This window comes from Brevibacillus sp. HB1.2 (assembly GCF_013332495.1).
Lineage (GTDB): Bacteria > Bacillota > Bacilli > Brevibacillales > Brevibacillaceae > Brevibacillus > Brevibacillus porteri.
Map to the genome: position 1 here is coordinate 1 of NZ_JABMIU010000001.1, position 25753 is coordinate 25753.

The window sequence follows — 25753 nt, forward strand, 5'->3', positions numbered from 1 at the left end:
AGGGCAGGATAGTTGAGAAAATCCTATATAACTCAAGCCCAATTATGTAAAACAAGGGGGGAGTAAGTGCCGTGGAAATTGATCAGTAAAGGGGAACATAGGGCAATCGTACTTGCTGACAGGCACTACACCCAAAATAACCAGTTTTTGTCGACCAGGCAAGAATCTTGTGTTGCTCACTAAGGTGGAGAAGCGCTTTGGTTGTTGAAGTAAGATCTTGAAGGTTTTGAAACTCAGGTAGAGTTTTCTACGGATTAAAAATTATTTTTATTGGGATAGAAGACATCGCATGGTAAAAGAGGTGACCACTTCTTTTCATTTGGATGGGTTCCAAATTGAGAAACCTAAAGATCTGCCCCCTGCCTATAAGGAAGTGAAACTTAATGGTACTTTTGCATACGCGAGGATGGAAAGCCTTGAAAAGAAAAGTCACGATCTGAAAGTTGAGTCACATTGTCGCAAAGCATTTGTTTTTCAGATTCCTGAAACGGTGTATAGGCCCACAATTGGTTGTTCTTCACATAATAAATTCCCATTGAGAATTCATTGGTTTTGGGATCGGAGTGGAAGAGATCAAAAGTAGCTCCCAGTTGAACCACACCTTGATCAGTTATCCTACGTTTCAAGTTTTTATCAACGAATACCAAGTTGTTATTGCCGTCAATGGTGAAATAACCATTCTCAAAATATTGTCCTGGTGCCAAAACTACTTGCTTCGTCTGGGTCTCAACCCTTTTGGGTTTCGTGTAAGCCTTAGTACCTTCTTTGGGAAACTGGGGATACCTAAGGGAGCCGTTTAAGAGTTCCGCGTAGTATCCACTTCTTTATCCATAAATCGCATATTGCTCATCCAATTCAACTTAAAAGGCTTGCCCGATCTGATAAGCCTCGTTCAATAAAGTGGCAAAATGAGCCTCGCTCTTTTCTTTCGAGCTACCATCAAATTTTCCATATGAATTATACATAAAGTGTACATGGGTATCTTGAACGCCGGTATATTGCGCCAAGCCTACGTTCAGGTGATGCTCCACCATCAAATGATAATTGCGTTTTTCAAATTGACTCTGAGTCTCGCCAACCATGGTGATCCATCTTATTTTTTGAACTGGCAATTTGCCTGTGCCATAAGCAAATCCATAGTTCCACACCCGATCGATGTATCCTTTCATGATGGCAGGCATGCTGTACCACCATATCGGGAAAAGAAAGGCCAATGCATCGCTTGCTCGGATCCGATCCATTTCGCGCTGCACCTCGTCTGAGTATGCTTTGTTCGGATTACTCCAATCAGGCTCATCGATTGTATGCAAGATCGGATTGAATCCTTCGGCATACAAATCGGCGATTTCGAATTCATGTCCTGCTTCGGTCAAGCCAGCCGTGAACCGCTTCGCCATGCTCGCTGTGAGCGAATCTGGTCTTGGATGGGCAACGACAACTAGTATTTTCATAAGGGTTCCTCCAAATTGATCTGAGAGTACCCTCAGTCTAAACCCTACAATGATTGTAGGGTCAAGGAGTTTATTTGAACCTGCAATTCCCACACACTGGTGTAACAAAATTCGTAGATGTCGCTCACTGTCTCAATTTTTTGATCCAAAATATGTTGACGCAGCAAACTGTAATAGGTAGGAGAGTTTGCGTGGCTATCTTCGATAAGAAGCGTTAAATAAGTGCCTTCTGCCATGTGATGAGACCGGAATCCTTCTGGAACGACCGTTGGGTTGACGAGAAATAAATAGGAAGCATTCGTTCGCTCATCAAAGAAAGTGGGCTGTGTCACAATAAAGCCGGGTTCCGTATTGATATAATCAACCTGGTTGGAAAAGGGCAGGAATGAGCGGTAATATTCGGTTTCCTGCTCCTTATATGTAGATACGTCAATCAATTTGCAAAATATTTTTCTTGCCTCGTATCGCCGAACGGAAATCTGATTTTTTGGCTCTGCTCGCAACGCCATGAGACGATTGCGTTTGTCTTCGAGCTCTATTTTCAACGATTGCATCTCTCTCATTTTCTGTTCCAGCCGCTCGAGCTGGACGGCGTAAACATGATCCATCCGGTCAGCATTCCACTGTGTCGCCGCTAACTCTTTTATTTCAGAGAAGGGGATGTCCATGCTTTTAAACTTTTTAATCCGATGCAGAAGCGGAAGCTGATACAAAGAATAGTATCGATATCCTGTTTCTCGATTGATATGGACAGGAGAAAATAAACCGATTTTATCGTAATATCTCAGCGTTTGCAGAGGGATGTTAAACATTGCGGATATTTCTCCGATTCGAAAATAGGGTTCCATTTGGCTTCATCACTCCTCTGTTTTCAATTCTTCTTACGGGCTTCGATTAACTTTTTCCAACTTTTACTAAAATGATATAATAAGCGGAAAATAGGTTCAATTACAAGGAGGAGACAAAAGTGGAAGCGGTGATTGAATAGTACGGTCGCGGATCCGTAATGCTCCGTGAAGCCATTGAAGGCTTGGCCGAGGAGGAACTTCGTTTCAAGCCCGCACCTGATAAATTGAGCATCCATCAAATTATTATTCATATGACGGATTCCGAGATTTTGTCCACACACAGGCTGAGAAAAGTCTTGGCGGAGGTGGAGCCGCTACTAATTTCCTTTGACCAAAACGCATGGGCAAAAGACTTGGGATACGATTTATTGGACCGTGAACAGCATTTGCTTTTGTTCCAATTGCTGCTCTAGTATGCAGACAATTCTGGACCATCTGACAGTAGAACAAAGCGAGCGGGTGAGGGAGCACTTCATTGACGTTTTCCAATGACTTGGCGGTAGTGATCGTTGCCTTTTCATTGAACATAGATATCGTCGGCAGCGAAGCCAGCCGTTTCTTCCCTAGCATCGCGGGTAGAATTGGCTCGTGGCTCGTAGCTCGTAGCTCAAATCATCGGCATGGTCGTCGGTATGATAACCCGCCACATTCTATTAAATTTTCAGCAGAACCACCTCGTCATTCGGATGATTCCGATGGTGAACCGGATCGTCGACCACAAGGATTTGCTTCACAGTCTTAGATAGACCGACTTGATGATCGAATTCTTTATACAGAAGAAGACCAGCGTCCGAAGTCAGATCGCCGCCATCAAAATTAACTTTCATTCGGGAGTTGAAGTTCATTCGTAACTCTTGACTTGACATCTAAGAACCCCTTGGGAGCGTGTTTGTTGACCAATTAAGGTTACTAAATAACCGGCTCCCTGTTAAGCGGAGCCGGTTTTAAGAGTTGGAATCTGATTTCAATGCGGAACATTTAGTGGCTTAGAACTTTTGTATGCGCCTATTCAAAAGATAAGTAAGGAATGAAACTGCAGCGAGCACCAAACCCAAACTGGCGACACCAGTCCATCCTTTTGTATTCCATACGGCACTACCCGCAGCTGATCCAATAGCACCCGTCGCAACTCAGTATAAGTACGAACCAATGTTACAAGAGAGCATTAAATGTTTGTAAGAGTGCCTTTGAAATCATGCCATGTTCAAAGCCACTCCCTGAATATTTCAGGTTTTCTTGTCCTAGGCTGCCGTTGTCTCATTATTCGGGATCAGTTTAAAGCTTTATTTTCTTCGAACACCTCAAAATCAGTTCCAAAGGATCGCTGAGCACTTCAAATGACAAACTATTTACTCCAGAAAGGCGATAATGGTCGCAACAGCGTTGTCCGCAAATGTTCGATCGGGGCGGGATTTCATCAACGTGGTAAGACCGATCATTGAAACGACGAGTGTCTGGGCGAGCGCTTTGGCTCTCACATGATTCCCCAGTTCGCCGGATCGCACACCCTGTTCAATGATTTCCTGAAAGATCGCCGCCAAATACATCTGGTGCTCTCTGGTCAGCTCTTCAAATTTGGCATCATGTGGAGCAAGCTCGACCATGACATTGAGGCAAAAACATCCCCGACTTGGACCTTCCTCGTATCCTTCCGCCACAATGCCCGCAAAGAAAGCGCGAAACGCTTCTTTGACAGACGGCACGCTCTGCAGTCGGGCGCGCACATAAGAAGCGTGGGATTGATTGTATTTGCGAAGTGTAGCTTCAAAAAGCTCCTTTTTGTCTCCGAACGCGGCGTAGAGACTAGGGCGTTGAATGCCCATTTTTGCCGTTAAATCGCTTAATGAAGTCGCTTCGTAGCCCTTCTCCCAAAACAGTTCCATCGCGGCATGTAGTGCTTGCTCTTCATTAAACTCCCGAGGGCGAACCATAAGCTATCCTCTTCCTTTTCATATCGTTCAGTACATTAAAAGCATATCTTGCGGTAAAAGAATAGTCAAATTTTTTCGGTTTTCCCTTGACAAATTACGGAAGTATAATATATATTTCACTTCATCCAGTTATGTACCGATTGGTATAATATACTTATCAGTATGTAACTGAATAAGGTTAACCAATCCAATCAGAAAGGGTGTGAGGGGATATGAAAAACCTTCAAGACATAGTGGAGGGAGGTGCCGGAGAAAACTGGAGTGCCGGGAAGGCTTCCTCGAGTAAAACCGATGCTCGTGCTTCCACGTCACATTCATCGCTGCCACGTAGGCTCTCGTTGTTGTTTGCCGTTGCTTGTGGGCTTGCTGTAGCGAACGTTTATTATGCACAGCCACTGCTTGACGCTATGGCAGTCGAGTTCGGCATCAGTGAGTCGACTATCGGGGTTGTTGTCACCATCACCCAGATCGGGTATGCACTTGGCCTTCTGCTGTTGGTGCCGCTTGGCGATTTGCTGAACCGCAGACGGTTGATCGTCGGTCAGTCAGCTTTATCTGTTGCGGCGCTAGCCGCTGTCGGTTTCTCACCAAACAGCACACTGCTCTTTATCAGCAGCGCTTTGGTTGGGTTACTCGCGGTGGTCACGCAGGTGCTGGTTGCATTCTCGGCCGCATTGGCAACGCCGGCTGAGCGCGGCCGTGTAGTCGGGACGGTGACTAGCGGCATTGTCATCGGTATTTTGCTGGCGCGGACCATCGCGGGGTTCATGGCCGATCTCGCGGGATGGAGGGCGATCTATTTCCTCTCAGCGGCGTTGACGCTGCTCATCACTGTTATGTTGTTTCGTGTGCTACCGCCGCACGACGAGGTGAAGGAAAAGATTGCTTATCCGCAATTGCTGCGATCGGTTTTCATGTTGTTCTTGGAGGAGCCGATTTTGCGCATACGCGCTTTGATCGCCTTTTTGATCTTTACCTCGACTTCAGTCTTGTGGACGCCAATGGTGTTTCCACTCAGCCAACCGCCTTTTTCACTCTCACATACGGAGATCGGTCTGTTTGGTCTAGCTGGAGCCGCCGGAGCGTTGGGTGCGGCCCGGGCAGGGCAAATGGCGGATCGCGGCTGGAGTCAGAAAGTTTCCGGCACCGGGCTGCTCATCATGTCCCTATCTTGGCTACCAATTGGATTTACTATTCATTCCCTGTGGGCTTTGATTGCCGGCGTAATCGTCTTCGATCTTGGGTTACAGGCCGTACATGTCACGAATCAAAGCATGATTTACAGTGTGCGCCCCGAGGCTCATAGCCGGCTTACGGCCGGATATATGATTTTCTATTCCCTCGGCAGCGCTGTCGGTTCTTTCATCTCGACGGTCGTTTATGCGTGGGCTGGTTGGAGTGGTGTATGCCTATTAGGCTCAGCCATCAGCTTTCTGGCACTATTATTCTGGGCGTTTACCCGTCAGTTGACGCCCACCGCTTAGACATCAAACGGAGAACTGGCACATGCCACTGACCGCCATCATGCTGCTCGTCAATTATGACTGTAGGAAGATTTTATACTGTTTCATCCAGCTAGATTTTCCGAGGCAATTCAAAGGAGGGAACATTTCTCATGACGTATTCTTATAACCTCAACCGCGATCCGTTTGCGGATTGCGAAGGTACCTACCCATTCACACCGCACTTCACCGACGCTCCCGGGTTTGCCATGCACTATGTTGACGAAGGGCCGCACGGAGGTGAGACCGTGCTTTGTCTTCATGGCGAGCCAACCTGGGGCTATCTGTTTCGGCACCTCATCCCAGTCCTGAGCTCGGATTGTCGTGTCATTGTCCCTGATCATATGGGGTTCGGCAAAAGTGCGACTCCTCTGAATCGTAGCTACTGGTTGCAAGATCATATCGACAATCTCGAACGGTTCGTGCTTGCGCTCGACCTGCGGGAAATCACGTTAATTATGCACGATTTTGGCGGGCCAGTGGGGATGGGACTCGCCGCCCGCCATCCTGATCGCATCCGCAGGGTGATCACGACCAATGGGCCGACACCGTTTGGCCAGTCCAGCCTCGGAGACCGGTTGAGCGCCAATGTCGTCGTCTCGCCTTGGTTCCAATGGGTTGTTCAAGCGGAGAAGGACGGGAGTCTCGAGGCCGTGTTGGGCCAACTCGGTTTTAATATTCTCAGCACGCTCAAACTGAACGGTTTTGAGAACCATGCCCTGATTACCGACACCTGGCTGGCGGCTTACGGCTCGCACTTTGCCGATCCGTCGGATTGTCTAGGCGCGATCGGCTGGGCAAAAGGGTATGCTACAGGCGCGCACCAGTTTGAAGTACCTAATGCCGAAGCCATCCGCATGATTCGTACCAAGCCAGCAATGGCCATTTGGGGAAAGTCTGATCGCACTCTGCACGCTGAACATTTTCTGCCGCTGTTCACGGAGTTGTTCCCCGACGCTCCCGTTCATCGGCTTGCAGGCGTGGGTCATTATTGCCTGGAAGATGCACCGAATGAAGTTGGACGTCTCATTGCAGACTTCATCTACCGTAACTGAAACGTGGTCTCGAAGGAACCGACTCTCAAAAGAGGATTCTTGTGACTCATTATCGTACGACAGAGATCGACGGACTGAACATTTTCTATCGCGAAGCCGGAGACAACAACCGGCCGGGTTCTGCTTTTACGCATTGCTTTCCCGCTTCTCCTTTATGTTTCGCGATCTGACCGAGCGACTTTCCGATCAATTTCTCATTTTCGCACCGGTTTGGTTCGCATCAAAGACCGGCTACATGCCATCGAGAATGAGGGAAAACAGGAGGTGACGCATAATGTCGTGCTGAAAGAAGTGGAACCGCAATTGGTGGTGTCTTATCGGCAAAGAACTTCTTTTCGGCAAATTCCGGAGATGTTTCGGCAGCTGGACGATTATTTGGGCAATGCCGGTCGGCCGTCCTTGTCGCAGATCGTTTTGTGGCATGACTGCTTGGAAAGCGATGACGATATGGACATTGAAGCAGCCCGGCTACTGACCGATAAAATGGTAAGCCAGCCGCCCTTTGTGGTCCAACGGTTACTGGGTGTTCCGCTGATGGCCACACTGATCCATCATTGTCGGACGACGAGCCGCTGCACTGCAAGCACGGAACTGGCGCTGTGGATTGAGCGAAATGGTTATCGAATGATCGAAAACGAGCCGCGGCGCGAAATTTGCATCCCTCATGAACAGACAGGCGATCCGGAAGCTTATGTCGCTGAGGTGCAGATTGCCGTCAAGAGAGCTTAGTTTACTCGTGGGAGGGGGAGAGGTGTTCACCGCCTTGTTGGGCGCTATTTCCTTGATTTCCAGCTCGGTGACCATTCCCAAGGGGCTGAAAGGGGCGCGGAGTTCCGCAACGGTATATCAGCTTAGTGTTTCTACTCTATGGGGCTGTGTCCATCTTCAGTACGTTGATTGGTGGGAAATTGGCCGCACGGGATGGGAGCAGCAAGCTTCGGTATGTGTTCCTGATTCAGGGTGTCATTCTCGCATCGCTGTATGTTTCCGCGAATACGCTGGTAGCTGGTTAGGGGATTGATCAGCATCTCCTTTATTGCCCTGGTCCTCTATGCCGAGGAATTCCACGATACAATTATATTTCATCGATTTGGCCAACCAGCATTTTCCGACTGCTCGGGATTTAGCCTCGTCTCTTACACCCGTATCCGTCAATGTCGGCATTGCGGTCGGGTCGGCGCTCGGAGGATGGGTGACAACGAACATCAGGCTGATCGATGTATCCTGGTCCGGAGGCATCGTGGCAGTTGCCGCGTCCTTGCTGGCAGTAGTCAGCTATCGTCTCGACCGCAAAGCCATGAGGGACAGAAAGTTTTCGTGAATGGAACGTCTCCAGGGCAGCAATCGGCAGTCAGTCCGAATGCCTACTCGTAACGGCACTCAGCCCACTATTTGCAAGACTTTTGCATCGGATATAAGAGCAGCTGCCCGTTGCTTTTTTTTATCTAGATTATGTACCAATTGGTATTTAATATGGCTGATCAATACGGAGGGATACTATGTCTAAGGTTGCTTTGAATCAAGCCGAACCGTCGAAAACTAGCATTCGCAGTTGGCTGGCGATCGTTGTTCTCGGCATTGCCATGTTTACTGTTGTTGCCACCGAATTCGCTCCGATCGGACTGTTATCGTCTATCGCTTCCGATCTTGGGCGCAGTCCCGGAACGGTAGGACTCATCGTGACGGCCTATGCGCTGATTGGCGCAGGCAGCGCGCTACTATCCGCCGTACTGCCGAACCGATTTCCGCGCAAGCCGCTACTCATCGGGCTAATGGTAGTGCTGGCTGCCGGGAATGGACTTGCGATGATCGCCCATTCGTTCCCGGTTCTGATGCTGGCGCGGGTTATCGGAGCGCTATCGCATGGCGTTTTCTGGGCAATGGTGGCCGCGCTTGCGACACAGATGGCTCCTCCGAACCGGATGGGACTTGCGACTTCGATCGTTTTCGGCGGCATGTCGATTGCGAACGTGCTGGGTGTTCCGCTGCTCAACCTGATCGGACAGACATGGGGCTGGCGTTTGGCATTTGGCATCCTCGTCGCGGCCTGCATGCTCACGGCGCTGTTAATGGCCATCGTACTGCCGCAAATAAAGGCCGAAGGATCGGTTGGATTCGCCACCTTGGCCAGTGTGCTGCGTAGCAGCAAGCTGTGGCGCGTCTATACGGTGGCAATCTTCACGGTAGCTGCGCATTTCGCAGCGTTCACATACATCGAACCGTTTCTGAGAAACGTCCCTGGCATTGACCCCGCTATGATCGCCGCTCTGCTCTTTGGCTTCGGGGCCGCCGGCTTGCTCGGAAATGTGCTTACCGGGGGGCTGATCGACCGCTTTATGAAGCCGGTCATCGCCGTATCACTGTTGCTTATGTTCGCATCGCTCATTGGTCTGGGCACGATCGGGCTAAGTTCCGGGGTTGGGCCAGTGCTGGCGCTGCTCGTTGTCTGGGGTGCCGCAATCTCGGTACTTTTTATCGGTATCCAGACATGGGTATTGCGAACTGGTGGGAAGGAGGCCATACCGGCGTCTGCCGTGTATACGACCGTGTTCAATTCCTCTTCTGGAGCGGGAGCTGTACTCGGTGCATTCGTCCTTAACAATGCCGGTTTGTCTGCCATTATGACCTCAGCCGGTCTGGTTATCGTCATGGCTTTTACTATCGTAGTATTGGATCGTGGGGTGAGGAAGACATCATAACGCTGGGCAGGATGCAGTGATCCCCCGATTGAACTAAGACATAAGAGAAGGGTGTTTGCAAATGTACAAATGAGCGGGAAGATAGTCAGTCTTTTATTTGTCGTCTTCTGTACCAATGGTGTGCAGGGTAGCCGGTATGCGGGCAAGTTGTTCGGCAAGCATTTATCGAGAACGGCGCTACTTTATCTGATCGATTTGACGGTGTGCTACATTCTTTTTCAAAATGCAGGGGCGTCACTCATATGGCTCGTCGGTATTGTTGTACTATGGGAGCCGTGCATACAAGTGGGCTTATCGTCAGTCAAATCTGGATGACAGCGACAGCACCCGAAGCACCGGAATTTGCAAACAGTCTGTTCGTCTCCTTCTCAAATCTTGGTGTCAAAATCGGTAGTCCGTAGGAGGCTGGCTGATTGCTATCTCCGGTACGGGGGAATCGTGTGGGGCGGAATTCTGTTTACTACGCTTGCCAAATCACTTACTCATCAGGGTCACACTGTGCTGCTTTCCCTATGAAGCTCTTCGCAGACCATTAAGAAAGAAGCGAAAAATCGATGTTCCATTGGGCTGCCACCGTCCAATCATAGAGATTATATATGGTCAAAATTGAATTGTTGACATTGATCAGTCGTTTGGTTAATTCTTTAGTGGAAGTTATACATACAAGAGGAGGAAACATAGCATGCTTGAAACAGTGCTCACGATCACTTCGATGCAGACCCCCGAAGAGGCTCAGGCCTTCAAAACACTTAACGAGGAATGGATCGCCCTCCTCTTTGCCATCGAAGAGGAAGACCAGATTATCCTCAATAACCCAGTGGAGAACATCGTGAACAAAGGAGGAGACGTACTCATCGCACGCGATGGCGATTCGATCGTCGGATGCGTTGCACTCGTTCCGACTGGAGCCGGTGTGTTCGAGCTCTCGAAGATGAGCGTTACACCCGAGGTGCGGGGGCGCGGATACGGACGGAGAATCATCCATGCCGCCATTAACCGCGCACGCGGGCTTGGCGCAACATCGCTCTTTTTGGGCAGTAGCACCAAGCTACCGAACGCTGTTCATCTTTACGAATCGGTTGGGTTCAAGCACGTTCCTGTTGAGCAGATCGGGCCCATGCCCTATGTAAGAGCGGATGTGTTTATGGAGTTGAAACTAAAATGAATATGGAGACAAGATTATCGACGAATCCGTCAGTGTTAGCACGAGATCTCCGCGTGCTGGAATATGGAGGCTATCGTACAGAAAAGGTGCAACCGGTGGGTATGTACCAACGTAGCTGATACGACTTGCAAAAGCATGGATGGAAATGGGAATTTCATGAAATACACTTATAAAGGATGATCAGGTTCCCGTGTCGGGAAATTCCTTTCGAGAAGATTCGTTAGATGGGTGCGACAGGATCGAATCGCCTGATACCGGAAGGAAGCAGTTGGAAGATGAGCTTTAAGTGTTATTTGAACGAGGTTTAGGATGAAAGAGAGTCAGCAAAGTTTTACAGGGGAATCTGTTTTCTTTCATGCGACAAAATTCGAATAACATCTCCACTAAGCTTTGCAACTATATTGCCGATTCATTTTTTTGAAACACGGCGCTTATTAAATCCGTCTGATAGAATATAGAAATTATTGCAAAACTGAATCTGACTGATCAGTATCATTTTGGTATTGTCACGTTCGGACTTACTACAAAGAATTTCAGTGGTGCAGAGGGGATAAAGGTATGAGCAAAATTCAGGAGTTTAAAGTATTACATGAATCAGACGAGCTTTTATTGTTAGGTAACGCTTGGGACTTGTTTTCTGCATTGTCTCTGGAGAAAGCCGGATTCAAAGCTATCGGTACAACGAGTTGGGGAATAGCGAAAAGCTTGGGTTATCCGGATGGTGAAACAATTGAATTTGACACAATACTAAATCGCATAAAAACGATATTGGATCATGTTAACATCCCTGTTTCTGCCGATATAGAGACGGGTTATGGAAAAGATGAGAAAACGATAGTCGAGAATGTATTGAAACTTGCGGATATAGGGGTTGCGGGGATCAATATAGAGGATTCTTACAAGGATCAAGCAGGTCTCAAACCATTGAACGAACAATGCGAGCTTTTATCGAAAATAAGAATGTCACTAGAGAAGAGCGGCTATAAAGATTTTTATATTAATGCAAGGACAGATACCTATTTGCTGAATATAGATCCGAGAAACGAAACGATGGCCCGGGCGCAAGCCTATGTGGAAAGTGGCGCAAGCGGAATTTTTGTTCCTGGATTGAGGGATGATAACGAAATCAAAGCGGCTGCAGTGCAAATTGCCGCTCCTCTAAACCTTATGTCTGCGCCAGGGCTTACAAGATGCAAAAAGCTCCAGGAGCTTGGAGTAAAGCGTCTAAGTCTCGGGGGCGCCTTATATCGCAAGCTTGAAACGTTATTGGACACGTGCGCGGCTCATATTTATGAATCTCAGGATACGTCTTTGCTATTCGATTGAATGCAGAAAGGATAGCTAAATGAACGAGCTTCTAATATGCCATCGAAATGCGATAACAGGTGGAATACAATCATCAACTGTAAAACAACTGCTAGGCATAAAATCTGTAGCAATTGCCCCGTGATCAATTCCTGTTTGAGATGATGCGACCGAGAGCCACTCCTATCCCGAAGAAATTTGAAACTGGTATGGAGTCGTACGGTCAGGGCGGAAGCAAAGGTAATGAAGAAAGGACAAACCGTTGGATTCATTGATTGCAGTGTATTTGACGAGAACCAAAGTCTTGTGGCAGTGTGGTAACACAGGTGTGAACTCGCTTGGCGATGTTTTCAACAGTCTGTATCGGGAAAGGTGTAAGTAAGGTGCACATCATCGTCGGGGGAATGCATTATACAATAACAGCCTGGGCGGGACAGGCTCTATATGGTAGAAGAAGCCCCGAAAAAGGGGCTTCTTCTTTCAAGGATTGGTTATTTTGTAGTATCGCCTTGGATTTATGCTTACGTGAATCCAAGCAGTGCTTCGGTTCATCTTTCAAATAAACAATTCAATTATACTGAATTTTTCTAAAGAACTAAATAAGCGTCAATTGAATCCCTTCCAAACATAGTGAAGCTAATAAAAATTAGCCTTGGGAGGGGTTTTGTTGTATGAGGCCGCTAAAAGCATTCTGGGTTTTAGTCCGCACACTTTGAGAGCGTATTCCCTTCAGATAAGGGTTTAGAGGTCAGGGTTCAGGCTTCAGGTTATGGTCTTTTGCTGTCCCCATTAGCGTTCGATCAGAGGATAAATTATCTTCTTAAATGTGGTATTATCATTTCATACGTGTTTGAATTTTTTGACTGAATAGTCGAGTAAGTGAGGGTAAAAACAGCTTATTATGATTGACTTTTCACAAGTGGAACTATATAGTTCTAAAATAATGATCAAGATGTAAACTATCTGATATATACTTTAGTAACATCATACAGTTGAGTCTTGATAGAAGTGTAAATATTGAGATAACGGAGTGTTTCGATGAACATGAAAGATCTCATTCTTTATTCCCAAGATGAAGGAATAGCAAAAATCACTTTAAATCGTCCTGAATCCTTAAATGCTTTGAACTTAGAATTACTTCTAAGCCTATCTGAAACCTTAGATAAAGTTAAGGTAGATCAGAATGTAAAAGCTGTAATTATAACTGGAGCTGGAGAAAAAATATTTTCTACAGGTGCGGATATTAAGCTATTACACTCTTTAACTCCCCTTGAGGTAAGAGATCTAGCGAAACTTGCTGTCGAGATTACTCATAAAATAGAATCCTTGGGTAAAGTAGTAGTTGCTGCTATAAACGGCACAGCATTAGGAGGAGGACTTGAGATTGCAGAAGCCTGTATGCTGCGTATTGCAGCATCACATGCGCAACTAGGACATCCTGAAGTTCGGATTGGTGCAGTAGCTGGTTTCGGTGGTACCACTCGCCTCCCACGATTAATCGGAAAGGGCCGAGCAGCAGAACTTTTACTAACTGGAAATTCTATCAACGCGAAACAAGCATATAATATGGGACTAGTAAATAAAGTAGTTGAACCTGGGAAATTACTTATAGAAGCCGAAAATATGATTCGAGGAATTTTATCCCAATCACCTATGGCAGTAAAATTAACTTGGGAGGCTCTGCACCACGGCCTTAATTTAACATTAGAAGAGTCTGCCCAACTCGATGCGAATTACTTTGGTTTAGTCGCTTCCACTGAAGACTTCAAAATCGGTACGAAATCCTTCATAGATAAGACAACACCGGTGTATAGTAAAATCACAAATAAAGAACACGTGATCCAAGTCGCTGCACAATTATTTTTGAAAAATGGCAATACATCAATGGATGAAGTGATGAAAATAAGTAAAGTTTCAAAATCCAATATTTACTATCACTTCAAAAGCAAAGAAGATCTTCAATTAGCTGTTGTAAAGTATTGGACTAGTTTATATGAATCCTGTCTGATAGAAGCCTCAAAGCAAGATCATCGACCTGTCAGAGAGCGTTTAAGTGATTTTACTGAATTGCTTTTAGGTGGCTTGATAGAAAGAAATGGAGGTGGGAATTGTCCATTCATTTCTTTGTACATCCAGTCTTCCGAACAATCTTCTGATGTAAAGGATGCTATCACTCTTTTTTTCCGTGAAATTGAACCGATCGTCATAAAAATATTTAAACAAGGGAAGGATAATAATGAATTCAATAAAACTGTTCACCCTAGACAGATGGCATTATTATTCTTAAGCACATTAGAAGGTTCTCTTATTCTCGGAGAAATGATGAAGGACCCTTTACTTATTAAACAAACAATAGACAACTTCTTTCTTCTTCTTGATTAACATATTTCTCATCCGCTCACCTCTATATATAAAAAACAGGCAATCCAGTCTGTTTTTTTTGGGGTATTCGGATTTTTTAGTGGAGACAAACTCAAAACATCTCACTTATAAATCGGAGAATATGGTGGTATTTTGCTAAAGACTTGATTTGTAGCAATATCTTAGTACAATGGTTTTATGACTACTCAAAAATCATTGAATAATGAGCACAGGGTCAAAATGTTTCAAGCATTAGCTGATGAAACAAGATTGGAAATCATACGAGTTCTATACGCCAAGAAGAAGGAGATGAATTGCGGAGAAGTTGGGGACATTTGCAATACTTCGAAGTCGAATACTTCGTATCATTTGCGTACTTTAAGGGAGGCGAAATTGATTAAGGTACGAAAAGAAGCTCAAGCGAAGTATACGAGTATCGACATGGAGACCTTTGAATCTTACTTGCCGGGATTTCTTGATACGTTGTAGAAAGAAATTCTTTTTTTTCTTCATTAGTTCAAAAGTTCTTGTACAACAAAACTAGGATCGATAGGAGAAGGTGAATCGCATGATTAAGTTAACAGCATTATTTTTTCTCATCATGTTTGTTATCGGTACAGATACATTTTTGATTTCTCCGCTCATCCCCACTCTTCAGAAATTGTTTCATATCCCGACCGAATATGCCGGTTGGATGGTCGGGGCATATGCGTTGGGATATGCCATATTTGCTCTGATAGCTGGACCGCTTTCCGATGGATGGGATCGCAAAAAAGTAATGTTTTCCGGCATGGTTTGCTTCGCGGTTTCAACCATTTTATGCGGCTTTGCGACAGGATTTTGGACGATGTTTTTATTCCGTTTTTTAGCCGGAATCAGCGCAGCATTCACAGCGCCGCAAGTCTGGGCCTCTATTCCTGCTCTGTTCCCTGCGGCAAAGACCGCCAAAGTATCAGGAATCGTAATGGCAGGCTTGGCTGCTTCCCAAGCGTTCGGCATACCGATTGGAGGCATGCTTGCTGCAACCCATTGGTCTTATCCTTTTTTTACAATCGGTGCGTGCTCGTTGTTGGTGGCGATATTCATCCCCTATGCTTTGCCCGAAATGCAACCGAATCAAGACCAAAGAACCAAGCTTCCGATATTTAAAAGATACGTCCCGTTATTGACAAGCCGAATCGCGAGAAGATCTTTCCTGGCTCATTTCTTATTTCAATGTGGATTTTTTGCTGCCTTTTCTTTCATTGGAAAATGGATGACGGACCGCTATCATCTTTCGGTTGATCAAGTGGGGTACGTAATGTTTTTTCTTGGGCTAGGGAACTTAGTCGGAAGCTTTAGCGGTGCTTATGTGATCAAAATGTTGAATCGTTTCAATACGATGGTTGTGGGCATTCTCGTCTCTATTGCATGTTTTATTGCTTTGCCTCACCTGCCATCGGTTGCGTCTTTCGAAGGGGTATACTTTTTCATATTCGTAAACATGGGAATCGTCTTTCCGCTCATAATGGGAATGCTGAATTCATTAAATCCGACAATTCGTGGCACGATCTCTAGCTTGGCCAATTCGATCATGTACGCTGCGACAACGCTCGGCTCTTGGTTCGCCGGCTTGATTTATGCGACATTTAACGGTTTTTCCGCCGTAGGCATATTTGCGGCAATATGCTTTGCCGGTTCGTTGTTCTCTTTTATAGCAAGTGGTATTTTGACTAATCACGCTAAAACAAAAAAGGACTATGCATCATAAATGCATAGAAGAAATTCAAATGGATATTCTAAATCTTCCTAAATTCAACATCCTAAGTATTAGTGAGAATAAATATGATTTTCTAATACAAGTGGTGACGAACTCTCCACCTTCAGCTTGCCCTCATTGTGGATGCAAAGCGAACCTCTACAAGCACAGTAACAGGGAACATGTTTGTATGGACTTACCTATTCACGGTAAGCATGTAGGGCTACTCATAAAGCGTCAGAGGTATCGTTGTCGTGAATGTTCTCAGACCTTTTGGGAACGCTTGGACCACACCATTGACGCAACGCGGAACTGTACAAAGCGTTTGTTGTCCTACGTAGAGAAGCAAAGCCTTAGGCGTACATTCGTCAGTATTTCAGAAGAAGTGGGGCTTAACGAAAAGACGATCCGCAATATCTTTCGCGATTACATTAACCACCTCGAAGAAACATTTCGGTTTGTAACACCTAATTGGCTTGGCATAGATGAAATTCAAATAATCAAGCCTCGTTGCGTATTAACCAACATTGAAGAACGAACATTACTGGACATTCTACCTAATCGAAATAAGGAAACAGTTGTTGGATACCTCTCACGTCTTCCGAACAAAGGGCGAATACAGTATTTCACGATGGATATGTGGAAACCGTATAAAGACGCTGTGAAGGCTGTTATGCCAAAGGCTACTATCATCGTCGATAAGTTTCACGTTGTCCGTATGGCGAACCAAGTGTTAGAAACCATCCGCAAACAGATTAGAGGTGGTTTATCACCAACGGAACGGCGTGGGCTCATGCACGACCGATTTATCCTTCTGAAACGCCATAAAGAGCTTACAGAGATGGATAAAATAACGCTTGAACTATGGACGAAGAATCACCCCACTCTCGGTATTGCGTATAGCTTGAAGGAATCATTCTTCGATATTTGGGATTGCGATTCAAGACAAAAGGCATTTATCAAATATAACGATTGGAAAGCCAAAATACCGAAGGAACTCCAATCCGCTTTTGAGCCTCTTACAAAGGCCATGATGAATTGGGACGAAGAGATATTCGCTTACTTCGACCACCGCATTACTAACGCTTATACGGAATCTCTGAACAGCCTTATCCCTGTCATTAACCGTTTGGGTAGGGGCTATTCATTCGAGGCCCTGCGAGCCAAAATTCTCTTTACAGAGGGGCTTGCAAAGGATCGTAAATATCAAAAGCGTATGGATGACTACGAACACCGAGATTACAACTTCCCGATGTTCGATAATGCGCCTCCCGTCGGTGTGGTTCGTGAGCGTGGCGAACAGCTTCGTGGTATCTACATTTCCACCTTGATTGAAAAATTAGAGAAGGGCGAATTCTAAGCCCTTTTCCGCTTCTGAGAGAAATTCTCCTCAAAGGTAAATGAAGTAGTACGAATTTTTTGTGTAAAGGGGTATTGACTCTGGAATGTTAGTACTATATATTTCTAATCATACACCAGGATTATCCATGACTCATTTTTTATAGCCTTAAGTAGTACTAAACGTTTCTAAAACACAGAGAGTTCTCAATACTTATCAAGTGAAAAAATTTTATAATAAGAGGTGATTTTATTTTCGAGATTAAATTAGTACCATTTAGTTCCTATAACCTTACAAAAGAATGGAGAGATGTATGATGTCACATAATGATGTCGTTCTTTATTCGATTAAAAATCGTATTGCAACCATTGCGCTAAATAGACCTGAATCATTAAATGCTTTAAACCGAGAAGTACTTGAACAGCTTTCAGTTGCATTAGAAAAAGCAAAAAAAGACCAAGAAGTAAAGGCGGTTATTATAACAGGTACTGGAGAAAAAGTATTTTCTGCTGGTGCTGATATTAAATTCCTTAATTCCGCTACCCCTCTTGAGGTAAGAGATTTTGCAAAACTAGCTGTTGAAGTCACTAGTAAAATTGAATCCTTAGGTAAGGTAGTAGTAGCTGCCCTTAACGGATCTGCATTAGGTGGCGGTCTTGAAATAGCCGAATCTTGTATGCTTAGAATTGCTGTCAATCATGCTAGAATTGGTCATCCAGAAGTTCGTATTGGTGCGGTAGCTGGATTTGGCGGAACTACTCGATTACCAAGATTAGTGGGAAAAGGTCGTGCTGCTGAGTTATTACTAACAGGAAACTCTATAAGTGCAGAAGAGGCATATACGTTTGGTCTTATAAATAGGGTGGTGGAGCCTGAGAATTTATTACCTGAAGCCGAGAACTTATTACAAGAAATCTTAGCTCAATCACCAATAGCCGTTACACTAACGTGGGAAGCCCTTCACCGCGGGCTAAATGTAACACTAGAAGAATCTGCACACCTCGGGGCCGATTTTTTTGGATTAATTGCATCAACAGAAGACTATAGAACGGGAACCAAAGCTTTTATTGAAAAAACCAAACCGGAATATAAAGGGAGATAGAATAGTAACGAATCATAAAAGTTAGAAAATTGAGAAGAAAACACTCATCAGTGAGTGTTTTCTTCATGATAATAACGATTCGTCTAAAAGGAGAGAATTGGATGCCAAGAGTAAAAAGAATGTACATTAACGAAATGGGTAAGCCTATTAAAGAAGGAGTCGTCGAAGTATTAAGTGCTGCAGACAATTTCAATTGGTATGCTGAAGAAGCAAAGAGGGTGTATGGTGAAACAATCCCTTCCACCTTCGCAAACAAAAGGTTACATGTGGGTAAGGCTCCAGTTGGTGTTACAGCTGCTATAACTCCTTGGAATTTTCCAATTAGTATGGTTGCAAGAAAACTTGCACCGGCTCTTGCTCAGGATGTACTGTCATTTTAAAACCTTCTGAGCTATCACCATTAACTGCAATTCGCATATTTGAGCTCATAGAGGAAGCCGGATTTCCAAGAGGTGTTGCAAACGTTGTACTAGGTGAACCAACAGAGGTTGGAAAAGAATTTATGGAAAACAAAATGGTAAAAAAGATTACTTTACCGGATCTACAAGAGTCGGAAAGTTGCTATATCAACAAGCTGCTAATGAAGTTAAACGCGTTTCTTTAGAGCTCGGTGGTCATGCACCATTTATCGTTTTTGAGGATGCAAATATTGATTTAGCCGTAAAAGGTTTAGTAGAAAGCAAATTCCTCAATGCAGGACAAACTTGTATCAGTACAAATCGACTTTATGTTCATGAGAGTATTGCTGATGAGTTCACGAAAAAACTGGTTACACGAATGGAGAGGATCGTTGTTGGGGATGGTTGTAATGCTGAAACGGAAATTGGACCTTTAGTAAACGAAGCCGGATTAAATAAAGTATTAAATCAAATCGAAGACGCAAAGCAAAAAGGAGCTTCCATCATAATGGGTGGACACCGTTTAACAGGTGAGGATTATGATGAGGGCTACTTTTGCGCCCCTACTGTTCTAGCGGACGTAAGCCCAAATATGAAAATTTTTACCGAAGAAACATTTGGTCCTGTCGTTCCAATTGTTACGTTTACAGATGATGAAGAAATTATTAACATGGCAAATAACAGTGATTATGGGTTAGCAGCGTATATTTTTTCACAAAATGTTAAACGATGCTTAACCTTTCCAGAAAAATTAGAATATGGATTATTGGTGTCAATGATTCTGTTCCTCCGCAAACACAAGCACCATTTGGCGGAATAAAAAATAGTGGTCTCGGACGTGAAGGCGGAAAATGGGGGATTGAAGGATTCCTCGAAACAAAATTAGTTTCTTATGGAGTATAAAAGAGTAAGAATTAACATTTCACGTTTTTCTTCCTTCCTCTCTATTTCTACTTGTTGTTTAGCAGTTGAGAGTTTACACATGTATGGGTGAAACAACGTATTATTGAATCTCTTGATCTTCTACAGGCTCCTTTTGGGTAGTGAAGCAACCCACCACGGAACATTAAACGAACGGGCTCGTTAGGTCAATGATACAGAGGCATTCTAGGACTTTATGATCGTGTCCTGGACTGCCTCTGGCTCATTTAACAAGGATAGTCTAAAACTAATTTTACGAAGGCAGTAGATTTTGCAACGAAAAAAACTGATTAGATCAACAACATCAGTCTAACACTTTATTTTCTGTGAACAGTATACGTTCGTCGATTGAAAGCGAATGGAAATAGCATGATGGAAAGGTCTCGGAAACCCTCGCAAGTATACTTCCTTGGGTATCGGGGTCTTTTTTGGAAGAAAACGAAAAGCGCCCTGACACGAGATCAAGACGCATTTGCAATAGAGCTTGTTATTTGGTTACTGCATTTTCCAAATCTTTCACACCGCTATAGACTAAATCGAACAAGTCCGCAATGTTTTCTTCTTCGATGCAAGAGAAGGCGATCCGCAAATCAGTTTGACCAAGAGCGATCGTACCGACGCCATACTGTTCCAGCAAGTGCTGGCGCAATGTTTCCGCTTCGACAGTCTTTAGCTTGAGGCACATGAAGTAGCCAGAGTTGAATGGATAGTAAGTCCACACGTCAGCGTATTTTCCGCTGTCGAGCACTTCCTTGACGCGGTTGGCACGGCCTTTCATGATATCGAATTTCTCCTGCTTCTGTGCTTTGTACTCCGGAGCTGTGATTGCATGCAGTACGAACGTTTGGGAAGGATGAGATCCGCTGGAAAGAGTCGCGCGGATGATTCCCATTGTCTTTTGCTCCAAAGCGCTGAGCAAGTCGCTGGATGGAGATGCATACGTAATGAAGCCAACACGGAAGCCCCATACGTAATCCTCTTTGGTAGCCCCATCTACTTTTACAGGCAGAATGCGCGGGTGAACGTCGCACAGGCTAGCGAAGAGAGATTCGTGCATCGAGTCCTCGAAGAACAAGCCGAAATACGCGTCATCTGTCACTGCGACAATGTTGATTCCAGCCTCGGCGCCTTCTTTGAGTGCAGCGACGATTTGTTTTCCTTCCTCTGGACCTGGTGTATAGCCAGTTGGGTTATTCGGGAAGTTGAGTACGACGATGGCTTTGCCTTTGTCTTTTTGTGCGAGAATCGCATCACGCAAAGCAGCAGCATTAAATTTCATCTCGTCGTTATATAATGGATAGTAGACCATTTCCGCACCGCGGCGGATCGAAAAAGTAAGCTCGTAGTTTTCCCAGTTTTTGTCCGGGATGATGACACTGTCGCCGCTGTCAGCGAACAAGTCAGATACGATGCTCAGGCCATGCGTCAATGCGTTTGTAACGATTGGGTTACTAAACGTATGGGTAGCCAGTGAAGGCTGTTCCTCAATCATTTTTTTACGCCATGCTGCACGCAGCTCAGGCTTTCCCGCTGGGGGAGCATACTCGTAAATGTCTTTTGGTTGGTAAGCAGACAGGTTATCCTGGATGACCTTAAGGTGCATCGGTTGACCGTTTTCCAGTGCAATCCCGATGGTCGCGTTGTACTTTTTCGCTTTTGCTTTCGCTTCTGCCGACTGGCTGAGAATCCCTTCTTTTGGGAAATAAATCAGTTTCGCGATGTCAGACAGCATTTCATACACGTGCGGGTTTTCCCGCTGGATGGTTTGGTTCAGCGTTGATGCCAATGAATGCATGATAGCCTCCCTCTTCATTTGAAAACATCTATGTTTACCAATAAAGATAGCGTATCTACATGCATTTGTCACCCTTGCCCAGCGGGATATTTCAGATTTTGCGAGGTTCCTTTTGACAGCGAGGAACGGATTTGCTACCTTGAAATCGAAAACTGAGTAATGCGGGAGGGAGAAGGAAATGGCTGAACGCAGGATCGTTCGCCTGGGGGACCCTATCTTGCGTGAAACTTCAAAAAGAGTACCGTCCATTACTCCACAGGTTGAAAAGATTTTGGATGATATGGCCCAAACGATTTACGCTGGGAAAGGTCGAGCAGGCTTGTCCGCGATACAGATTGGCATCCCGAAGCGTTTAGTTGTGATGGATTGTGGTAGCGGCTTGATTGAACTGATCAATCCGGTATGGATGAAAAAATCAGGTGAGCAGGAAGGGCAAGAAGCTTGTCTTTCGATACCGGGTGTGTTTGGAATCGTTCGTCGGGCGAATTATGTCAAAGTTCAGACGCTGAACCGCCAAGGAGAAACAAAGACAATCGAAGCCGAAGATTTTCTCGCTCGGTGTATTCAGCACGAGATGGACCATTTGGAAGGAATTTTGTTTATTGATCATACAGAAGAGCTCTACTCAGCAAAAACAGGAAAGAAACTGAATCGCAAGGACTTGCACCGGATACAGGCTAAAAGTAGAAACAGAGCATAAATAGCAAGGAGATTGACTCATGAAGCGTTGGAATATTATGTTAACAGGCTTTGGAACAGTAGGACAGCAGGTAGCCAGACTGCTGGAGCAGCGACGGGACCGATACCGCGAGCTATATCAAGCGGATGTCAGACTCGTGGGAGTCGTTCGTTCGGCTTCCGGTCTCTATGATGAGAACGGAATTGATTCAGGAAAATGGGAAGACTATGCACATACAAAACAAGCAAAGAACCCATCATGGAACGCGCTGGAATTTATCCAATCGGTTCAAGCGGATGTGCTCATCGAGGCTGGTCCTTCTGAAAAAGAGGGAGGACCCGGTCTTACTTTTATTCGTTATGCATTGGAAAATGCTATACATGCAATCGCGATTTCAAAAGGTGCGCTTGTTGTCGATTATGCTGGCTTAGCCGCTCTAGCCAAAAAACATGGCGTCGCGTTGAAAGTGAGTGGAGCTACAGCAGCAGCCCTGCCGACGATCGATCTATTGCAGTATAACTTGGCAGGCTGTGAAGTGAAACGAGTCGAAGGCATTTTTACGGGAACGACTAACTTCGTGCTCACAAAAATGATGGAAGAGGGGCTCACCTGTGCGGAAGCAGTCGAGCTCGCTCAGAAGTTGGGGATTGCCGAACCGGACCCTTCTTACGACATCGATGGTTGGGATACAGCTTCAAAGCTCACGATCTTGGCAAACGCCGCTTTTGGTGCGCAAGTAAATCTGACTGATATCGCACGCGCAAGTATTCGCGAAATAACCTCGTTACAAATCGAGAAATGGAAAAAGCATACGAAGATTCCCAAGCTGATCGGAACCATCCAAAAGGAAGCAAATGGCACATTTTCTATAGCAGTGGAGCTTTGTGCAGTGGATCTTACCCATCCATTTGCATCTGTATCAGGTACGACAAAAGCCATACGGGTAGAAACAGATGTCATGGGGGATTTATTGGTCGTTGGAGGAAAGTCAGATCCTGTCGCGGCAGCAGCGGCTGCCTTAAAAGACCTTGAACATATCATTAGCAGATAGGTTCATTTGCATGTGCTTCCAGTGTTCCTTAGGAATGAGTCCTTTACAACCGCGAGCATACTAAGGATGCACCACAAAAAACGGCAAGGGGGCCATACGGATGAACCAATCGTCTGATGTCAATGCCGAGCTGCAGCAAGTATCTGCTTACCCAACCAAGCAAAAAATGAATCAAAAGAACGTCGCTTTGGTAAATGAGCAGGATAGCTGCTGCTGTACCCCCAAAAAGCAGGCATCCGAAGCACAGCAGGAATGATGCCTACACGAAAAAGCCGGGTCTCGATTAAGAGACACCGGCTTTTCGTTTCGTACAATGCGTTTTATCCGATAAATTCTTGTACCCAGTAGCCATTTGTGACGCCTACACCAATTTTTGTGAACGCAGGGTTCATAATGTTTTGGCGGTGACCTTCACTGTTCATCCATTGTTGCATAACTTCTTGTGGACTCTGTTGACCCATGGCGATATTCTCACCTGCAGTCGAGTACTGAATACCATACTGCTTCATCATGTCAAATGGGGAACCGTACGTTGGACTGTTGTGGTCAAAATAGTTGTTAGCAGACATATCTTGTGCTTTTGCCAAAGCTACTTTGGACAATGCTGCATCCATTTGAACTGGTTTGAGACCTGCTTTTGCACGTTCTTGGTTCACCAAATCCGCGACTTGTTTCGCAAAATCACCAGTTTTTCCTTGTTCCGCTTGATTTACTGGAGCGGCAGGCTGAGTGACGTTATTTCTAGGTTGCGCTGGTGCTGGTTGAACTGGTGTTTGTTGAACTGGTGCTGATTGAAAAGATCCTGGTTGAATTGGGTATGGTTGTACAGGTGTAGCTTGTCCTTGCTTAACAGGTTGCATCGGCTGTACTGCTTGTGACTGGCCAGGAACAAAGCCTTGCTTTTGATAAAAGTTAAAGAACTGTTGTGCATTTGGTGCTTTTTGGAATTGTCCCATATTTTGACCCACATTGAATTGGAATTGTCCGTTCTTCAATGGGCAGTTAGATGCTGCGGAAGCAGAAGAAGCAAACCCTGTCAAAGCCAAGCCTAGACCAAGAGTCATCGCGATTGTAACAGAACCAAAACGTTTCATTAAACAAATCTCTCCTTTTTTTTGCCTACGAGGTTAGTTGTCGGATTCGGGTTGAGGAAACAACCCTACGCCAATTCGGCGATTCACCCCATGTGGAATTGCTCATCCACTAAAAAGTCCCCCGCACTTCCTTTTCAGAAAGTCTCGGCTTATTTCGTTTGGCATGAACAACGATATCAGACAATCCCAATCGAAATAAAGGAGTAATATATGGCAAAAAGCTAGAATCGTTGATAAATTAGGCTCATTTCGCTCCGTTTGATTGTTCCTTCCATGCGGTTAAGCCGCCTTCCAATGCATTTGCTTGAAAACCATGCTCACGAAGAAGAGCGGCAGCTTTTTGAGCTTTGTTACCGGTTGTACATACAGTAACAATCTGCACATTTTGCGCAAGTTTTTCGGTTTCTTCATCGAACGGCTTGTCCTGTTCTTTCATTAGAAGATAGGGTGCGTTTCGGGTCGATGCATTTTCGTGAACGAGGCTGCCGGTGATAAATTTTTCGACGTCGCGTACGTCCACTAATAGTACAGGCACTTTCTTTTCAAGCATTTCTGATAATTGAATGGTTGTCAAAGTATGATTTTGCAAATGAAATCCCTCCCAATGCTATTGTAACAGAGTATCGCCTTCCCATTATAAGGGTGAACGGTTGCTTTTTTTGGACAACCATGGTAGAATGAGATTGCTACTTGAAAAATTGATACCTAATCATTCATCGAGGTGTTTGTATGCTGATGGATAACATTTTTGAATCCCCGATTCACACTGGCGCGGTCATCGGAGCCGCAAGGATGGAAGAGAGGAAGGGCTTTCATTGTTTTAGGTTTTCAAAAGGTTTAGTTTTTAATTTTGCAGTTCCGTCCCATGACATTTGTATATTTGCTGAGTAGGTAAAATTCACGTATCATGAAGGCGTATCATAGCACATGATCTGGTATTCCTTCATGATATGTGAGCTTTATTTGCTTCGGTAAATATGACTAGCATATTCAAATTGAATTTTTGGAGGTTTTTTTAAATGCAAACGAACGGAACAGTAAAATGGTTTAACGCAGAAAAAGGTTTCGGTTTCATTCAAGTAGAAGGCGGAGACGATGTATTCGTACACTTCAGCGCAATCCAAGGTGACGGTTTCAAAACTTTGGACGAAGGTCAAAAAGTTCAATTCAACATCGTTCAAGGCAACCGTGGCCCACAAGCTGAGAACGTAGTAAAACTGTAAGTCTCCTTTTAAAAGAAACTGTCCATTCGAGGGCAGTTTCTTTTTTGTCGTGGTCGTAGAAGCAAAATGTAATGCTCCCCGTTGTCAAGACACGAT

General features: G+C 45.0%; 26 protein-coding genes, 3 pseudogenes and 1 riboswitch. Of the genes and pseudogenes, 21 read left to right on the top strand and 8 right to left on the bottom strand.

The features are described 5' to 3' along the window. Nucleotides 1–380 precede the first annotated feature (380 nt). The 3 genes from HPY28_RS00005 to HPY28_RS00015 all read right to left on the bottom strand — a co-directional run bounded on the left by HPY28_RS00005 (nt 381) and on the right by HPY28_RS00015 (nt 2299). Nucleotides 381–704, bottom strand: coding sequence for a hypothetical protein (locus HPY28_RS00005; protein WP_174229807.1), 324 nt, complete (start codon nt 702–704; stop codon nt 381–383). 156 nt (nt 705–860) lie between these two features. Next, a complete protein-coding gene (locus tag HPY28_RS00010) occupies nt 861–1451 on the bottom strand; it encodes an NAD(P)H oxidoreductase (RefSeq protein WP_017248942.1) in 591 nt (196 codons plus the stop codon). Between the two features lie 44 nt (nt 1452–1495). Beyond that, complete coding sequence (locus tag HPY28_RS00015) at nt 1496–2299, bottom strand: MerR family transcriptional regulator (RefSeq protein ID WP_174229808.1); 804 nt, start codon at nt 2297–2299, stop codon at nt 1496–1498. 158 nt (nt 2300–2457) lie between these two features. Here HPY28_RS00015 and HPY28_RS00020 point away from each other — a divergent pair. Beyond that, nucleotides 2458–2770: pseudogene (locus tag HPY28_RS00020) on the top strand (DinB family protein); the annotation flags it as partial. 182 nt (nt 2771–2952) lie between these two features. Here the strand turns inward: HPY28_RS00020 and HPY28_RS00025 are convergent. Next, nucleotides 2953–3165 (bottom strand): transposase, encoded by a 213-nt coding sequence (locus HPY28_RS00025; protein ID WP_174229809.1) that lies wholly within the window; start codon nt 3163–3165, stop codon nt 2953–2955. Nucleotides 3166–3648: 483 nt separating this feature from the next. Further along, on the bottom strand, nt 3649–4230 hold the full coding sequence (locus tag HPY28_RS00030) for a TetR/AcrR family transcriptional regulator (RefSeq protein WP_174229810.1): 582 nt from the start codon (nt 4228–4230) through the stop codon (nt 3649–3651). A gap of 212 nt (nt 4231–4442) precedes the next feature. Here HPY28_RS00030 and HPY28_RS00035 point away from each other — a divergent pair, with 212 nt between their 5' ends. The 16 genes and pseudogenes from HPY28_RS00035 to HPY28_RS00100 all read left to right on the top strand — a co-directional run bounded on the left by HPY28_RS00035 (nt 4443) and on the right by HPY28_RS00100 (nt 19797). Further along, entirely contained in the window at nt 4443–5714 is a 1272-nt protein-coding gene (locus HPY28_RS00035) for an MFS transporter (RefSeq protein WP_174229811.1), read from the top strand. 131 nt (nt 5715–5845) lie between these two features. Continuing rightward, nucleotides 5846–6787 (top strand): alpha/beta fold hydrolase, encoded by a 942-nt coding sequence (locus HPY28_RS00040; RefSeq protein ID WP_174229812.1) that lies wholly within the window; start codon nt 5846–5848, stop codon nt 6785–6787. Nucleotides 6788–6828: 41 nt separating this feature from the next. Then, on the top strand, nt 6829–6957 hold the full coding sequence (locus HPY28_RS30650) for a hypothetical protein (RefSeq protein WP_256437557.1): 129 nt from the start codon (nt 6829–6831) through the stop codon (nt 6955–6957). 136 nt (nt 6958–7093) lie between these two features. Next, nucleotides 7094–7516 carry a GyrI-like domain-containing protein gene (locus tag HPY28_RS00045; protein ID WP_254613035.1) on the top strand — a complete coding sequence of 141 codons (423 nt, stop codon included), beginning with the start codon at nt 7094–7096 and terminating at the stop codon, nt 7514–7516. 22 nt (nt 7517–7538) lie between these two features. Then, nucleotides 7539–7808 carry a hypothetical protein gene (locus tag HPY28_RS00050; RefSeq protein WP_174229813.1) on the top strand — a complete coding sequence of 90 codons (270 nt, stop codon included), beginning with the start codon at nt 7539–7541 and terminating at the stop codon, nt 7806–7808. A gap of 171 nt (nt 7809–7979) precedes the next feature. Further along, the gene (locus HPY28_RS30655) at nt 7980–8108 is read left to right on the top strand and encodes a hypothetical protein (RefSeq protein ID WP_256436619.1); all 129 of its coding nucleotides are present in this window, start codon (nt 7980–7982) and stop codon (nt 8106–8108) included. Between the two features lie 178 nt (nt 8109–8286). After that, nucleotides 8287–9486: an MFS transporter gene (locus HPY28_RS00055; RefSeq protein ID WP_017248932.1), complete on the top strand. Its 1200-nt coding sequence runs from the start codon at nt 8287–8289 to the stop codon at nt 9484–9486. A 682-nt stretch (nt 9487–10168) separates the two neighbouring features. Next, the gene (locus tag HPY28_RS00060) at nt 10169–10651 is read left to right on the top strand and encodes a GNAT family N-acetyltransferase (RefSeq protein WP_017248931.1); all 483 of its coding nucleotides are present in this window, start codon (nt 10169–10171) and stop codon (nt 10649–10651) included. A gap of 17 nt (nt 10652–10668) precedes the next feature. Further along, nucleotides 10669–10770 (top strand): annotated as a pseudogene (locus tag HPY28_RS30290) (class I SAM-dependent RNA methyltransferase); the annotation flags it as partial. A gap of 439 nt (nt 10771–11209) precedes the next feature. Then, nucleotides 11210–11977, top strand: a complete 768-nt coding sequence (locus tag HPY28_RS00065; RefSeq protein WP_174229814.1) for an isocitrate lyase/PEP mutase family protein — start codon at nt 11210–11212, stop codon at nt 11975–11977. A 1017-nt stretch (nt 11978–12994) separates the two neighbouring features. Continuing rightward, nucleotides 12995–14338 carry an enoyl-CoA hydratase-related protein gene (locus tag HPY28_RS30810; RefSeq protein ID WP_217444683.1) on the top strand — a complete coding sequence of 448 codons (1344 nt, stop codon included), beginning with the start codon at nt 12995–12997 and terminating at the stop codon, nt 14336–14338. A 219-nt stretch (nt 14339–14557) separates the two neighbouring features. After that, nucleotides 14558–14806 (top strand): ArsR/SmtB family transcription factor, encoded by a 249-nt coding sequence (locus tag HPY28_RS00080; RefSeq protein ID WP_371813406.1) that lies wholly within the window; start codon nt 14558–14560, stop codon nt 14804–14806. A gap of 79 nt (nt 14807–14885) precedes the next feature. After that, complete coding sequence (locus HPY28_RS00085) at nt 14886–16067, top strand: MFS transporter (RefSeq protein ID WP_174229815.1); 1182 nt, start codon at nt 14886–14888, stop codon at nt 16065–16067. A gap of 19 nt (nt 16068–16086) precedes the next feature. Then, nucleotides 16087–17415, top strand: a complete 1329-nt coding sequence (locus HPY28_RS00090) for an ISL3 family transposase (protein WP_174229816.1) — start codon at nt 16087–16089, stop codon at nt 17413–17415. 292 nt (nt 17416–17707) lie between these two features. Beyond that, nucleotides 17708–18496: an enoyl-CoA hydratase/isomerase family protein gene (locus tag HPY28_RS00095; RefSeq protein ID WP_238144441.1), complete on the top strand. Its 789-nt coding sequence runs from the start codon at nt 17708–17710 to the stop codon at nt 18494–18496. 134 nt (nt 18497–18630) lie between these two features. Further along, a pseudogene (locus HPY28_RS00100) lies at nt 18631–19797 on the top strand (NAD-dependent succinate-semialdehyde dehydrogenase). Between the two features lie 505 nt (nt 19798–20302). Here HPY28_RS00100 and HPY28_RS00105 read toward each other — a convergent pair. Beyond that, nucleotides 20303–21610 carry an aminotransferase class I/II-fold pyridoxal phosphate-dependent enzyme gene (locus tag HPY28_RS00105; protein WP_017248923.1) on the bottom strand — a complete coding sequence of 436 codons (1308 nt, stop codon included), beginning with the start codon at nt 21608–21610 and terminating at the stop codon, nt 20303–20305. A gap of 178 nt (nt 21611–21788) precedes the next feature. Between HPY28_RS00105 and def the strand changes: the two genes are divergently transcribed. From def to HPY28_RS00120, 3 genes are all read left to right on the top strand, one after another. Further along, nucleotides 21789–22310, top strand: coding sequence for a peptide deformylase (def, locus tag HPY28_RS00110; protein ID WP_017248922.1), 522 nt, complete (start codon nt 21789–21791; stop codon nt 22308–22310). Between the two features lie 19 nt (nt 22311–22329). Then, the gene (locus HPY28_RS00115; protein WP_174224476.1) at nt 22330–23340 is read left to right on the top strand and encodes a homoserine dehydrogenase; all 1011 of its coding nucleotides are present in this window, start codon (nt 22330–22332) and stop codon (nt 23338–23340) included. A 100-nt stretch (nt 23341–23440) separates the two neighbouring features. Beyond that, nucleotides 23441–23596: a hypothetical protein gene (locus HPY28_RS00120; RefSeq protein WP_017248920.1), complete on the top strand. Its 156-nt coding sequence runs from the start codon at nt 23441–23443 to the stop codon at nt 23594–23596. Between the two features lie 64 nt (nt 23597–23660). Here HPY28_RS00120 and HPY28_RS00125 read toward each other — a convergent pair whose 3' ends face one another. Then, nucleotides 23661–24434, bottom strand: a complete 774-nt coding sequence (locus HPY28_RS00125) for a CAP domain-containing protein (protein WP_173621920.1) — start codon at nt 24432–24434, stop codon at nt 23661–23663. Nucleotides 24435–24441: 7 nt separating this feature from the next. Further along, a riboswitch (cyclic di-AMP (ydaO/yuaA leader) is annotated at nt 24442–24594 on the bottom strand. 84 nt (nt 24595–24678) lie between these two features. Beyond that, a complete protein-coding gene (locus HPY28_RS00130) occupies nt 24679–25023 on the bottom strand; it encodes a rhodanese-like domain-containing protein (protein ID WP_254613036.1) in 345 nt (114 codons plus the stop codon). Nucleotides 25024–25453: 430 nt separating this feature from the next. Here HPY28_RS00130 and HPY28_RS00135 point away from each other — a divergent pair, with 430 nt between their 5' ends. After that, nucleotides 25454–25657 (top strand): cold-shock protein, encoded by a 204-nt coding sequence (locus tag HPY28_RS00135; RefSeq protein ID WP_007729289.1) that lies wholly within the window; start codon nt 25454–25456, stop codon nt 25655–25657. The last annotated feature ends 96 nt before the right edge of the window (nt 25658–25753 follow it).

Excerpts from the sequence above, each read along its gene's own strand:
- HPY28_RS00010 (WP_017248942.1), bottom strand. The coding sequence starts at position 1,451 with ATGAAAATACTAGTTGTCGTTGCCCATCCAAGACCAGATTCGCTCACA.
- HPY28_RS00015 (WP_174229808.1), bottom strand. The coding sequence starts at position 2,299 with ATGGAACCCTATTTTCGAATCGGAGAAATATCCGCAATGTTTAACATC.
- HPY28_RS00025 (WP_174229809.1), bottom strand. The coding sequence starts at position 3,165 with ATGTCAAGTCAAGAGTTACGAATGAACTTCAACTCCCGAATGAAAGTT.
- HPY28_RS00030 (WP_174229810.1), bottom strand. The coding sequence starts at position 4,230 with ATGGTTCGCCCTCGGGAGTTTAATGAAGAGCAAGCACTACATGCCGCG.
- HPY28_RS00035 (WP_174229811.1), top strand. The coding sequence starts at position 4,443 with ATGAAAAACCTTCAAGACATAGTGGAGGGAGGTGCCGGAGAAAACTGG.
- HPY28_RS00040 (WP_174229812.1), top strand. The coding sequence starts at position 5,846 with ATGACGTATTCTTATAACCTCAACCGCGATCCGTTTGCGGATTGCGAA.
- HPY28_RS00055 (WP_017248932.1), top strand. The coding sequence starts at position 8,287 with ATGTCTAAGGTTGCTTTGAATCAAGCCGAACCGTCGAAAACTAGCATT.
- HPY28_RS00060 (WP_017248931.1), top strand. The coding sequence starts at position 10,169 with ATGCTTGAAACAGTGCTCACGATCACTTCGATGCAGACCCCCGAAGAG.
- HPY28_RS00065 (WP_174229814.1), top strand. The coding sequence starts at position 11,210 with ATGAGCAAAATTCAGGAGTTTAAAGTATTACATGAATCAGACGAGCTT.
- HPY28_RS30810 (WP_217444683.1), top strand. The coding sequence starts at position 12,995 with ATGAACATGAAAGATCTCATTCTTTATTCCCAAGATGAAGGAATAGCA.
- HPY28_RS00080 (WP_371813406.1), top strand. The coding sequence starts at position 14,558 with ATGTTTCAAGCATTAGCTGATGAAACAAGATTGGAAATCATACGAGTT.
- HPY28_RS00085 (WP_174229815.1), top strand. The coding sequence starts at position 14,886 with ATGATTAAGTTAACAGCATTATTTTTTCTCATCATGTTTGTTATCGGT.
- HPY28_RS00090 (WP_174229816.1), top strand. The coding sequence starts at position 16,087 with ATGGATATTCTAAATCTTCCTAAATTCAACATCCTAAGTATTAGTGAG.
- HPY28_RS00095 (WP_238144441.1), top strand. The coding sequence starts at position 17,708 with ATGATGTCACATAATGATGTCGTTCTTTATTCGATTAAAAATCGTATT.
- HPY28_RS00105 (WP_017248923.1), bottom strand. The coding sequence starts at position 21,610 with ATGCATTCATTGGCATCAACGCTGAACCAAACCATCCAGCGGGAAAAC.
- def (WP_017248922.1), top strand. The coding sequence starts at position 21,789 with ATGGCTGAACGCAGGATCGTTCGCCTGGGGGACCCTATCTTGCGTGAA.
- HPY28_RS00115 (WP_174224476.1), top strand. The coding sequence starts at position 22,330 with ATGAAGCGTTGGAATATTATGTTAACAGGCTTTGGAACAGTAGGACAG.
- HPY28_RS00120 (WP_017248920.1), top strand. The coding sequence starts at position 23,441 with ATGAACCAATCGTCTGATGTCAATGCCGAGCTGCAGCAAGTATCTGCT.
- HPY28_RS00125 (WP_173621920.1), bottom strand. The coding sequence starts at position 24,434 with ATGAAACGTTTTGGTTCTGTTACAATCGCGATGACTCTTGGTCTAGGC.
- HPY28_RS00135 (WP_007729289.1), top strand. The coding sequence starts at position 25,454 with ATGCAAACGAACGGAACAGTAAAATGGTTTAACGCAGAAAAAGGTTTC.